At 58.9% G+C, this 12,604-nt stretch carries 11 protein-coding genes; all 11 read right to left on the bottom strand.

The window, feature by feature from the left end; all coding sequences use genetic code 11:
• Positions 1 to 69 precede the first annotated feature (69 nt).
• Positions 70 to 2,727 (bottom strand): XrtA/PEP-CTERM system TPR-repeat protein PrsT, encoded by a 2,658-nt coding sequence (gene prsT / locus C2E25_RS09795; RefSeq protein ID WP_103115568.1) that lies wholly within the window; start codon positions 2,725 to 2,727, stop codon positions 70 to 72.
• Positions 2,728 to 3,528: 801 nt separating this feature from the next.
• Entirely contained in the window at positions 3,529 to 4,314 is a 786-nt protein-coding gene (locus tag C2E25_RS09790; protein ID WP_103115567.1) for a PilZ domain-containing protein, read from the bottom strand.
• 53 nt (positions 4,315 to 4,367) lie between these two features.
• Positions 4,368 to 4,775 carry a bacteriohemerythrin gene (locus C2E25_RS09785; RefSeq protein ID WP_103115566.1) on the bottom strand — a complete coding sequence of 136 codons (408 nt, stop codon included), beginning with the start codon at positions 4,773 to 4,775 and terminating at the stop codon, positions 4,368 to 4,370.
• A gap of 236 nt (positions 4,776 to 5,011) precedes the next feature.
• A complete protein-coding gene (locus C2E25_RS09780) occupies positions 5,012 to 5,623 on the bottom strand; it encodes a 1-acyl-sn-glycerol-3-phosphate acyltransferase (RefSeq protein ID WP_103115565.1) in 612 nt (203 codons plus the stop codon).
• A gap of 4 nt (positions 5,624 to 5,627) precedes the next feature.
• Complete coding sequence (locus tag C2E25_RS09775) at positions 5,628 to 6,293, bottom strand: DUF4126 domain-containing protein (protein WP_103115564.1); 666 nt, start codon at positions 6,291 to 6,293, stop codon at positions 5,628 to 5,630.
• 148 nt (positions 6,294 to 6,441) lie between these two features.
• Positions 6,442 to 7,149, bottom strand: a complete 708-nt coding sequence (locus C2E25_RS09770) for an ATP-binding protein (protein WP_103115563.1) — start codon at positions 7,147 to 7,149, stop codon at positions 6,442 to 6,444.
• 41 nt (positions 7,150 to 7,190) lie between these two features.
• The gene (locus tag C2E25_RS09765) at positions 7,191 to 7,568 is read right to left on the bottom strand and encodes a nitrous oxide-stimulated promoter family protein (protein ID WP_103115562.1); all 378 of its coding nucleotides are present in this window, start codon (positions 7,566 to 7,568) and stop codon (positions 7,191 to 7,193) included.
• A gap of 76 nt (positions 7,569 to 7,644) precedes the next feature.
• The gene (locus C2E25_RS09760; RefSeq protein WP_103115561.1) at positions 7,645 to 8,937 is read right to left on the bottom strand and encodes a multiheme c-type cytochrome; all 1,293 of its coding nucleotides are present in this window, start codon (positions 8,935 to 8,937) and stop codon (positions 7,645 to 7,647) included.
• Complete coding sequence (locus tag C2E25_RS09755) at positions 8,934 to 10,067, bottom strand: hypothetical protein (RefSeq protein ID WP_146032940.1); 1,134 nt, start codon at positions 10,065 to 10,067, stop codon at positions 8,934 to 8,936. The genes C2E25_RS09760 and C2E25_RS09755 overlap by 4 nt, the downstream gene beginning before the upstream one ends.
• 261 nt (positions 10,068 to 10,328) lie before the next feature.
• Positions 10,329 to 11,768 carry a HAMP domain-containing protein gene (locus tag C2E25_RS09750; protein WP_103115559.1) on the bottom strand — a complete coding sequence of 480 codons (1,440 nt, stop codon included), beginning with the start codon at positions 11,766 to 11,768 and terminating at the stop codon, positions 10,329 to 10,331.
• Between the two features lie 2 nt (positions 11,769 to 11,770).
• Positions 11,771 to 12,565, bottom strand: a complete 795-nt coding sequence (locus C2E25_RS09745) for a substrate-binding domain-containing protein (RefSeq protein WP_146032939.1) — start codon at positions 12,563 to 12,565, stop codon at positions 11,771 to 11,773.
• Between the last annotated feature and the right edge of the window lie 39 nt (positions 12,566 to 12,604).

Here is a 12,604-nt window from a genome sequence, read left to right as displayed (position 1 = left end):
GCCCCCGTACCTTCCGCCGCGGAATATCACCGCCAACCGCGGGAATCCGCGCTGATAACCCTCATTGAATTATTGAGCCTTCTCAAGCTGCGCCAGCATTTTCCTCACCTCGCCGACCTCGGCGAATTTTTCATCCGCGGCCAGCGGCCGCAGAATATTTCGTGCCTGACCGTAATTCCCGGCAGTACGGTAGGCGTCCGCCAGATGCAGACCGATGGTTTTGTTCTCCGCATCGATGCGATACGCTTTCTCAAGAACGGCAATCGACTCTTTCACCTGCCCCTTTTTCAGCAGAACGTAACCAAGCGTGTCCAGCACCGCCGGGTTCTGCGGCTCATTCCGATAAGCACGCAGCACCAGGTCGAACGCCTCGCGATCATTGTCATAATTGTTGACCAGCAGGTAGGCGAGGTTATTGAGCACAGGGGTATAGTTCGGAGACCGTTCCAGAATTTTACGATAGAGTTCCAGGGCGCTTTTCTTGCGGCCGTGCTGATCGTTGTAGGAGGCGACGGCAAATCCGGCCGGGATGAAATCGGGCTGCTGTTTCCAGAGGGCCTCATATTCGCGAAATGCCGCGGGCTCATCCCCGTCCCGTCCAAGCATCTCCGCCGCCTTCATCCGCAAGACCAGGTTGCCGGGAACAGCCTCCAGCCCGGCGGCAATATCCCGCCCGGCAGCCTTCGCGTCACCAAGGAACAGATGGATGCGACTTTTCAGAACATAGCCGTAGGGGCTGTCAGGATTGTCGCGAACAACCCGATCAGCGAGGTCAAACGCCCGCCCCTTCTGACCATCCGCCAGCCACAACCTGACAATCTGCGGATAACCGCTTCCGGGAACCAGGGCCTCCATCGCGTGAAACACCTGAATCGCGGAATCGGGTTGGCCGATCTCCAGGTAGAGCCGCGCGAGCATCGCCTGCCCGGGAAGATCGGCACGCCCCCGCAGGGGGGCCTTGGCAAGAATCCGGATCGCGCCGGCCCGGCCCCGGTGACCGACACGGAGTTGCGCCAGGGCGACAAATCCTTCCGGCCAACCGTCATCGGCAACCGTCTGATAAAGATCCCGTGCCGCCTCTTCATCACCGCGCATCTCCAGCAGCAGGCCGAGCTGCATGGTCCCCTGGCGCTGCCGGGGAACTTTTTCGAGCAGCCGACGAAGAACCTGTTCGGCTTTTCCGTTCAGGCGGGAGGAAAAATAGTAGCGGGCCAGATTGAGATAGGGGGTGGTGAAGTCAGGGTTGGAGGCGATCGCCTTCCGCAGCAGGTCTACGCCCTGCCCACTGTCCCCGCGCGCGAAAGCCACAGCGGAAAGCGCGTTGTAAATCAGCGCGTCCCGGGGATTCTGCCGCAGGCCGGCAGCGAGAACCTTTTCCGCCTCGGAAAAATTCTCCTGGCGCAGATAATACTGTCCCAGCAGCAGACGACTGTCGAGGGTATCGGGCGACACCGCAACCGCCCTGACAAGCTCTGCCCCACCCTCGTCTTCCTGACCTCGGGCCACCATGAACAGACCTTTTTTCAAATGAGCCTCGGCCAATTCCGGATCGATCCTCAGGGCAGCATCCAATGCCTCCAGCCCGGCCTGAAATTCTCCCCTGGCGATCAGCGCGCTGCCGAGGATATTGTAGGCCCAGGCGTTGTCCGGAGATTTCTTAAGGGTGGCACGCAGTTGATCGATCGCATCGTCAACCCGCTTCTGGCGCAGAAACGTCATGGCCAGAAGAATGCGGGCCTGCTGCGATTCCGGTGTCAGGTTCAGAACCTGCTGAAAGCTGCTGACGGCCTGCTCAAGCTTGCCCTGCTGCAACTGGCTGAGTCCGAGAAAACAGGTGGCCAACGGGGTTTTTCGTTGTTGTAGTGAACGGGAAAAATCGAGAGCGGCATCACCGTACCTCTCCTGCCGGTAGAGCAACAACCCGTTCAGCAGCGGGGCACGATAATCCCGGGAAAACCGTTTTGACAATTCGCCGATCACTTTTTTTGCCGCCCCCCGTTCACCCGCCTGCAGTTCCAGGATGCCGAGCATGAAAAGGCTGCCGGCATCCGCTTTCAGGGTGGTTGCGTACTGGCGATAAACCTCGAGGGCCCGGGCGGGATGGCCGGTCCGGATTTCAAGGTCGCCGAGCATCTGCCAGGCAGGTTCGAAGTCCGGAGAACGGGCGGAAAGATCCTGCAACAGCTGCCGGGCACGTTCCGGCTGCCGCATTTTCCATAAACTTCCGGCGAGGTGAAGAGCGGCTGAATTGTTGTTCGGATCAAGGGTCAGAGCCTGGCGGAAATAGTTTTCCGCGCGCGTATAATCTCCCGCCACCGCGTGAGCGCGGCCGAGCAGGTCGAGACTTTCCGACGTCTGCGGATGGTCGGCGTGAAAATCCTTCAATGCCTTGATGGCAAGTTTCGGCCGACGGGTCTGGTTGTAGAGACTGGCGAACTTGAGGGGCAGGTCGGGAAAATTCGGATTTTGCCGGTCAACCTTGCCGAGTTCCTTCTCGGCCTTATCGAATTTCCCGATTTTCAGGTAGGCGGAAGCCAACTGGTAGCGGGCGGCACAAAAGTTGGCGTCTTTTTCAAGAGCATTTCTGAACAGAACAATGGCACCACGCACATTGCCCTGCGCCATCTGCGCAACGCCGGTCTGCAGCAACTGTTCCTTGCTCTGCTGCCCGCAGGCAAGCAGCAGAAAGACCACCAGCGTCAAAATGAAAGGTTTCCGAAAGGCCATGCTCCCCCCTTTGGACCTGTAGGAACAACCGATCAGTCAACGTGCTCCGGGATCGGCAATTCACCTGGCCTGAACTTCTTTACAACCCGACACAACAACCGAAAATACAGACAAACCATCATTGAAAACGGAGTCTGTCTGACCCCGACGGCAAATGCCGCCACAACCGAACTGAATATTCCAGAAACTCAAGTTGAACTCTGATCCCGGAAACCTTTTTCGCAAAACCTTTTAATGTCAAATGGAATTGAATTATAACGACTAATATCGATTATGCAACCTCAACATTGAGTATTTTATAGACCACAATAAATACTTGACGCAAAGACCCATAATACTTGTCATTTTTACAAACACAACAAGATCATTATGGGTCTTTTTTTACAATAAATTATGTTACGCATAATCAACCAATATCAGAATAGACATTAATAATTATGCGTATTTACTACACTGTTGAGCAACTAAAACACTTTAAAAACGGCAAGACGCAAATAGAGCTACATCCTATTGTCAACAATAAAAAGCAAGTGTCATACCAGGACACAACTAGCTGTTTTCAGGTTATTTTTTTAAAACCAGGGCAGAAGGACGGCAGGCTTGTAAAATTTTTCGACGTTGAAACGGGGGGATTTTCCGGGAAAAACAGGATCAGCCGTAAAGTGTCAATTTTTCCGACAGCCGGCGAGAAAGGGCAAGGACAGGCGACGGAGCAGACGGCCGACGCAATGGACCCGAAGCTTCAGAATTGTTCGCGGCGGGCACCGTGCAACAGCACCCGGAAAGGAGAATCAACCGGTTTCAGCATCGGTGAGTTTCCCCGCGTGGCGGGAGATGCGGCCGGGACTGAGTCCACTGATTTTCCCGGATCTGCGTCTGGCGGGGACTGTGTTCCTCGACAAATTGACGAATCAGACTCCGGGCGTGGGGGCTGGGATCGATGAATTCAACCCCGAATCCGGTCGGAAAACTGATCCGGGCCGGTTTTTCCGAGCGGTTGAGCCAGACCACGCGGGCTTCAAAATCCACTGTCATATCGGCAACGCCGGGAATATTGAAGGAGAGTCGAAGCCGCTCATCGACAGCCGGCAGGACAGGACTCTCGATAAACATGCCGCCGGTACTGATGTCGACCGTGTGGCCGTAATGTTGATGACTGAGGGTCCGATAAAAGACCGTGGTGTGGCACAGAACCCGCTCCTGGCGGCGCTCGATCCCCGGCAGAAAGCGTCGGCCCATGGCCAGAAAAGCCTTGCGGTCGATGGGCTTGGTCAACAAGCCGTCGCAGCCGGCCTTGAGACAGAGATCCCGTTCTCGCGCGTTCCCGTTTTCAGCGAGCATGACCAGCGGAATCTCTGCCAGTCCACGCTTCGACTTCATCCGCGCACAGAGTTGAATGCCTTCCAGTCCGGGCGCTCCCCGGTCCAGATAGATCAGGTCCGGACGCTTCTCGCCGACCACCTCGGGAAACATCTGCGGATCCGCGAGGGGAAGAACCTTGACGTGTGAATAACGCAGAAATTGTCGCATGACGTCGATAAAAAATCGGCTTTCATCGACCAGCATGACCAGCTGGCGCTGCTTCACGGTCTGTCCCCGGGATAAATTCTGGAAACCATCAGTCCGCCCCGCATCAGAACTCAGCCGAAGCCCTTGTCCCGAAAAAAGGTTCCGTACTTCTTGTCAACTTCAAGGATGTGCGTCACAAGCCACTCACGCAACATCTGCAGCAGGGGAAGCCCCATCCCGGTCACCCCCTGCTCGACCATGGCGTTGATATCATTGATGGTGCTGCGGAAGGAATCGTGCTGACGTTTCTGTTCTGTATAGCCGGGATAGAGAAAACGCCTCATCAGCCGCTCTTCATGATCAAAGTGAAAATGCGTGTATTCGACCAGTTCCCGCAGAGCATCCTTCACAACCTCCTCTGCCTGTTCCTGTTTGAGGCCGTTGTAAAGCTCGTTAATCAAGCGCACGATCTGCTTGTGCTCTTCATCAAACTCCGCCACCAGGGTCGCGTACTCAGCGCGCCACTTGACAATCTCCATAATGCCCCCTGACAGGTCTGCATAGCCTGAATCAGTGAGTTTTTGTTGGATACAGAGTGCAAATACTTGATCTGAACGAAATTCCAGAAATCTGAAGCACACCCACAGGTTCACTGGTGATTTCGGGAGAACTCGGACAGAACAATAACATGTGCCATCCACTGACAAAGTACTCACAGATTCAGGTATAGACCTTATCGGCGGCCGACTGAGAAAGCTTTATCGGGATGACGGTATCAACCCGGATTCTGAAAACAGGAAGGGCGTTTCGGGGTGACGTCGGCGAACAGCTTGCGGATAGCGGGAAGGTCGGCATCGTAGTCCCCGCTGAGCGGATGGGGCGGCAGAATACCGATGACCTTGCGGCGATAATCGATGAAAACCGGCACCAGGGGCACCCGGGCCTGCCAGGCAATGCGGTAGAAACCACTCTTCCAGTGCTGAACCTTGCGACGTGTTCCTTCGGGAGTGATGGCCAGCATCAGGGCGGGGCGGGCGTTGAACCGCTCAACGATCTGCTCAACCGCCCCCCGGGGAGCCTGCCGATTGACGGGGATACCGCCGAGCCGGCGCAGCACCGGGCCGAGACAGGATTCGAACAGGGTGTGCTTGGCCAGCCAGTGGGCATCAATGCCGAGCGCGATAACCGCCTGGATGCCGATAACGAAATCCCAGTTGGAGGTATGCGGCACGACGATAATCTGCATTTTCGGTGCGTCGGGAAAACGGCCCTCGATGCGCCAGCCGCCGAGACGCAGCAGCAGTCGTCCGAGCCAGCGCGAAAAACGGTTGCCGCGAACAGGCACTCCAGGAGGCACCACGGCGGGGTCAAAAAGAGGCAACGACATGATCTCAGGACGATTGAGGAGGCGTGACCGGGGGGCCCGCACCGGGAGCGGGCGGATTGCTGTCACCGCCCCGGAACAGGCTGGCCAGCCGGGATAAAACCATCCGGATGCCGAGCCAGAGTTTCGGCAGCAGCCAGATCAGCAGCAGAATAAAAACGATCAGCAGACCGATAAAGAGCCACGGATAATGCAGCGCCGTCCACAGACCGGTCACCACGACGACATCTTCACCGATTGAAGCCGCCCAGTTGGAAAAAGGCTCGGGCGAAGTATTGATCAGCACTCTGGTTCCGGCCTTGGCCGCATGGGTTCCCGCGGCCAGTCCACCTCCGACGATAGCGGCGGCCAGACCGACCGCCGGATCGAGATTGCCGACCGCGCCGGCCGCCAGGGCGGCCCCGGCGGGGATGCGGATAAAGGTATGCAGGGCATCCCAGGTGTTGTCGACTCCGGGCACCTTGTCCGCGAAAAACTCGACCAGGTACATGGCGCCGGCGGCAAAAATCACCAGCGGGTTGGTCAGAATTTCAAGATTGGGCGGCAGGGCCAGGTTGCCGGATGAACCGAGAAGGCCGAGCATCAGGATGGCGGCATACAGGTTGATGCCGCTGGCCCAGGCGGCGCCCATGGTCAGGGCGATCAGGGCGGCGATCTGGTCAAGCTGATCCATGTTCTCTCCATCTGCGACCATATTCTGAAGCAGTGATGAACTCACCGCTTCAGAATATTACCCGATCAGCGCCCCTTTCGTGAAGCGGAGATTTTCCAGGTCGGAAAATTCCGGTTCATCACCACAACCCTTTCACCGGAATCAGGTTTCAGTCAAGACGGTCTCCCTGGATGCCGATTTTGATGGTCTCGAACGGTACCTCGACACCACTCGCGGCAATCGCCTGGCGGGCCAGGGCAACCAGGCCCCCGCAACAGGGAACCTCCATGTGAATAACCGTCAGGCGGCGGAGATGGCTCTGCTGCAGCATGGTGGTCAGCTTGTCGAGGTAGGGACCGGTGTCATCCAGCTTCGGGCAGGCCACCAGCAGAGCTTTACCGGCGAGAAAATCCTTGTGAAAGTCGGCGTAGGCAAAAGGGACGCAATCGGCGACCAGCAGAACATCCGCCCCCTGCAGGAAGGGCGCGGTCGGCGGAACCAGCTGCAGTTCGACCGGCCATTGGCGCAACTGTGACGGACGGCTCGGAGCCTCAGCGGTCACCTGCCCCGCGGACGACGCAAAACTTTTCACCGCCGCCGACGAGCAACCGCCGGTCGGAGCGTGGGCCTCGGGAGCGGTCTTGCCAAGGTGGGCCTCAACGGCTTCCTCATCAAACTCGTCGGCTTCGCGCTGCTCGATGCTGATAGCGTCCATCGGGCACTCTCCGAGGCAGGCGCCGAGGCCGTCACAGAGATTGTCGGCCAGCAGCTTCGCCTTGCCGTCGATGATCTGGATGGCCCCCTCGGCGCAGGCGGGCACGCATTCACCACAGCCGTTGCATTTTTCTTCATCAATTTTCACAACTTCTCGAATCATCGTAGAAACTCCTTGAACTGGGTTAAACTGAAACTGTGGGTTCAGAAAAAATAATGCCAGAGCAGATCCAGCCGCCCGCGCTTGATCAGGGCGGGACCGGAAAACCGCATCACCTCGCGAACCTTCTCGCGCATCTCCGCCCTGTAACAGTGAACCTGGCAATGCTTGCAGGCCGGTTTCGGATCAAGCGGACAACGCAGCCGGCGTTCAATGGCGTACTGAAGAAAATCGCCGCAGTCGGCACAAAACCGGTAACGCTGCAGGTCGGCGATGCCGGGCAGTTCGAGATCGGCCGGCAACGGCTGCCGCTGTTCAGCATGTTTGGCGGCGCAATAGACTTCGGTGAAACGGACCAGGACCAGCAGATCGTTGATTTCCCGGCGGCTCAATGATGTCGTTTGACCGGCAGCAGCATTCATAGTGGCACTATACAACCCCGCAACCCGGCATGACTTTGACCCATATCAAATCCCAGACCCCGGAGACGGCACACATTCACGGATTCCTGCTCCAGGTGTCAAGCAGGCGTTGTTTCTCGGCCCGATACGCCTCTGCACTCATACCACCGCGATCAAAACGTTTCCTGAGCCGTTCCAGTTCTTTCGTCGGGTCACCCGGAACCGGCCCGACAGCCGATTCAGCCGAATCCCTTTTCGTCACCGCGAAATTCAACAGGCGGTCCGCCTCACTGCGGATATCGACCAGGTCCATTTTCAGTTCGGCGTTGCCGTACCAGTGGGTGTAGTCGGGGTTCTGATGATATGCCCCTTTCCAGGTCCGGGCAAAATCATATTTCTGCATCTTGAAGAACAATCGTTCAATGTGGGAGATGTTCTCGTAGAGCATCTGCCCATCCAGAACCAGCGTCCTGCCGCGCAGGGGATGGGCCGGACGATCTTCCGGTCCCGGCCGCAGCAGGCCGCGATCGTTGAGATCCTCGATGATGGACCGGGCCTGGTCAACGAGAGCCCGCGCCTGTTCCCGAATGCGGTCACCGCGCTGCAGCTCCCGCATGGCAAAACCGCGCGCGTGACAGCTGACGCAGACGGCGAGCATCGCCTTGCGCTCAGCCTTGACCGCTTGCGCGGAATACGGCTTCCCGCCCGGTGAGACGGTAATCCCCCGCGACACATCGTGTCCCCCGGCGGCCAGGTGACAGCTCTGACAATCGGGTCCGTCGACGCGGCCGCGAACTTTATTGATCTGACCATGCTGGCTGGTGGTCCACATCTCCCACTGCGGATGATCGGGACCCATGTGACACTTGGCGCAGACCTGCGGATCACGCACCAGGGCAAGATCGGTCAGGTGATTGCCATGGCAGCTGCCGCAGCTGTTTTCGACGCTGTGACAGCGGTTGCAACCGTTCTGCCGCATCTCCCCGCTCTGTTCAAGAAATCGGGCGCAGTGAACGGTGCTGACCGGCAGACTGCTCCCCTCCTGGTGGCAGAAACCGCACTCGGTCCTGTTGCGGTCGGGCATGTTGCGGGTGCAGCCCCACCCGGAATGGAGTCCCTTGCCATGCCGACTGCGCCGATGCTCCGCCAGCGCCTGCCGGTGGCAGGTACCACAGACCTCGGCGCCGACAACGGCCTTGCCCCGCAGAATCAGGTCATGGTCCTTTCCATGGCAATCGGCGCAACCGACTCCGGACGATGCGTGGGCGCTCTGCTGCCATTGGCGCACGGCCGCGGGGGTTTCCTTGCGATGACAGTCGAGGCAGTCCCGGTCGGCGGCAAAAATCGGCACCGCCGACAACAGCAGCGCCAGGGTCAGCAGTATTCTCATTGATTCATCATCCTCCGGCGCTGGGTACGGTAGTCATCGGCATCGATCAGGCCGCGGGCGCGCCAGTCATGGAGGGACTCAAGGCGTTCGGTCGGCAACCCGAACCCGCTCCGCGACTCCTTTCCCGCCGCGACGGCAAGGACTTCCAGTTGCGAAGACCGCAGCCAGGCAAGCTGTCGCCCGGCGGGATCAAACGCGGCCACCTCGACCTTGGCCGCCACCCCGGTGGCGTTCCCGGCCACCGACAGGCGGCCGGCCAGCAACGACGCATTGCCGGTACGGGCGATGGCAACCGCCCTGCCCGGTCCGTTCGGAACAGGCTCGGCCTGCCCGTCCCAGATATCCAGCGAAAGCAGACGTCCTTTGCCATCAACCACCAGGAGGCGTTCTCCATCAGGCGTAAACACCGGCCTGCCGGTCGGTGGAGACAGCGCCGCCACGCTCCATTGCCGCCGGCTCGGCAGATGACGAACCATCAGTTGCTGGGCGGGAGGAAAAGCCGGCGGGTCACGAAACTGCAGATAGGCCATCATATCGCCGGTCGGATTGAGAACCGCTCCGCTCAACGCCCGGGGATGTTGCGCAAGCCAGGTTGCCGTATCGGGAGGCAGGGTGTTTTCGTAGAGAACCCGGGCCGGTCCTTCCCCCCGGGCGGAAATCTCCATCAACACGACCCGAAGATTGCTGCCGAAGCGATAGTTTTTCAACCGTCCCTCGATCAGCAGCAGACCATTCTTCGTCCGCAACAGGTCGGCCGCGTATCCTTCCAGGTCGCGGTCGGACAGTTTGCGGCCGTCACGGCTCCAGGTTTCCAGACGGCTGTTCATCGCCGTCCCGACCGCGACCAGCAATGTTCTGCTGTCGGACGTCCAGACGATGGCGGAAACCTGCTCGTCCAGCAGGTGCCGACGAATGGACCCGGCGGGTTCATAGATATCGAGTCCATTTCCAGCGACAGCCAGCAGGCGACCATCCGGAGACCAGCGGAGCAGCATCGCCCCCGGCGACCGGCCGAGGAGCCGCAGGTCAACGCCGGCCGGAAGTTCCGGAGGCGGCAGTGGTGTAGTGCAGGCGGCACTCAGCAGCAGAACGACGGCGACAGACAACAGGCTTCGACAATTTCGAATCATCCGGATCCCATAAAATCAGTTCAGTGATGAACTCAAATGAAGAGTCATCGGCACCATGCAGCATAACCGGCTCGCGACCGATACTCCTTGATGAAAGTCAATTCCCTGAATCAGTGAGTACCTGTTGGATGGAGAGTGCAAGTGCTTGATCTGAACGAGATTTCCAAAAATCTGAAGCGCACCCATAGGTTCACTGGTGATTTTTGGGAAACTCAGGCAGATCAATGACTTGTGCTATCCGCCGACAAGGTGCTCACTGATTCAGGAATTCCCTTTCGCGGGTTGACCCGCTTCGGGGGAGAAGAGACAGGCAATTTCCCTGACAGTACCCGAGCCATCCTCGAGAACCGTCCAGCTCAGCCTGACGCGCACCCGACCTTCAGGGGTCAGCAGAACTTTTTCACTCTCCCTGACACCGGGGTTCGACAGCAGGGTCTGCAGCCAGTCGGTCCGGTCGGCCCCCGGTTCGGCGATCAGCTGTTCCAAAGGCACGCCGAGCAGGTCATCCTCCTCCTTCCCGAACAGGCGGCAGGCCGCGCGGTTGACATTGCGAACCTTGCCGTCGAGGCCAACCAGCAGAAGTCCCTGCTGCATATGTCCGACAATACGATCGAAATACTGTCGCGACACGGTCGAATTGCGCAACTCCCGCACCATGCGGTTGAAGGCCTTGACCAGGGCGCTGATTTCCCCTTCTCCGCCATCTTTGAGCCGGGCGGAAAAATCCCCCTGGGAAATACGCAGGGCCGCCGCGGTCAGATCAAGAATCGGACGGGTCAACCGGTTGGCGAGCAGGATAGCGACCAGCACCCCGAGCAGGGAGATGCCGAGCAGGATCAGAAAAATGGTATTCCGAACCTCAACCGGTCCGGCAATAAACTCACCGTAGGGCAGAACCACCATCAGGCTGGCGTCAAGCTGACGCAGGGGAGCATAGGCCACCAGACCGTGGACGCCGAGAACCGTCCCTTCCCGGCCGCCGACATCCCCGTTCAGGGCCGACCGAACCGCTTTTTCCTTCAACGCCGTCTTGGGAAGCTGCTGCATAATACGTTGCGGATCGGGGTAGGCAAGGATTCGGCCGCTGTTCTCGATCAGCACCAGGTAACCACTCTTGCCGACTTCAATGTCATCCAGGATGCGGGTAAGCTCACTCAACGGCATGCGGGCCAACAGGGCACCGACGAATTCATCGCCGAAATAGCGCTGAATCCCGTAAATCAGGGTCAACATCGGCTGCCCGTTTTCAGGAGACGGTGCCAACGGTCCGAGCAAGGCCCGGTTGGGGTGTTTTCTGGCCAGCTTGAAAAGCGGGTTGGACGACTGATCCTCAAGATAGGGGAGACGTTTTCCCTCAACAACCTTGACCTCTTCCCAACCATTTTCGTCGAGGTAGGCGATCATCGGAAAACGCTGCCGGAAGCGGCTGAAATATTCTCCGGCCGCGGCCAGGCGGGCCGTTTCCGGGAACTCTCTGACCACCCTCCCCTCGGCAATCTGCCGGAGACGCTGGCCGCTGTCGAGCAGTCGCTGGTCCAGCATCCCGGCCACGTGCCTGGCGATAAACTGCAGGTCGGCGCTGCGCTGCTGCTGCAGGTAGTATTTCATCAACACATAACTGGAGGGTCCGAGGATCAGCATCGCCAGCAGCATCATCCCGAAATGGGAGGCGATCATCCGGGATCGGATCGAGACCAGCATGGTCACGGCCTCCCCGGCACCAGCCCGAAAGCCTTGATCCGGCTGCGTGCCGCGGGGGAGAACAGGAAATCGACAAAACGACGCGCCGGACCTTTCAACTCTCCCTTCCAGGTCACTGCCAGCGGCAGCCAGAGAGGGTAGCTGCCATCCCGCAGGCTCTCGTCGGTGGGCTTCACGCCATTCAATGACAGGCTGCGGATGGATGTGCCGTGCGTGGCTGAGAGGGGCAGGTAACCAAGCGTCTGTCGATGACGGATGAGAACACGAATCATTTCCGAAGTCGAATAGAGAATCTTACCGACGGGAGGACGTCCAAAGTTGAAGACCGGAGAAAATTCCGCCAGCACCAGGCGGGAGGAGTCGCCGGCTTCCCTTTCTGCAAGGTAGATCTTGCCCGCAGCCCCTCCCAGTTCGCTCCAGTCTCTGATCGCACCGGAAAAAACCGCTTCCACCTGGGCGGTGGTCAGGTTACTGACACCCTTCTGATCAACATGGGTGGCAAAGACCACCGGTGAAAAAGCGAACTGTTTCCAGCGCAGACCGGCGGCCCGTTCAGTATCGGTCAGACGGCGGGCCACCCGCGCCAGAACCGCCTTGCCGCGCAGCACCTGCCTGATCCCTCCGCTGCTGCCGATGCTTTCCGGGATAATAACCAGGTCGGAATGTTGCGCGCCGTAGAGCTCCCCGAGATCACGCAGCAGTTTCTGACAGTCCCCGGTGCCGGGGATGAAAATGATTTCGCCTGCGGCGGTGCCGGCATGCCCCGCGACAGCGCAGCCGACAAACAATAACAGCATGAAACGAAACGCCTGAACCAAGGGTGCCCCTCCGCTGCG

The organism is Geothermobacter hydrogeniphilus, assembly GCF_002898515.1.
In the GTDB taxonomy this organism is placed as follows: Bacteria; Desulfobacterota; Desulfuromonadia; order Desulfuromonadales; family Geothermobacteraceae; genus Geothermobacter_A.
The sequence above is the reverse complement of the archived record's forward strand: the minus strand, read 5'-3'. Positions and strand labels throughout refer to the sequence as shown.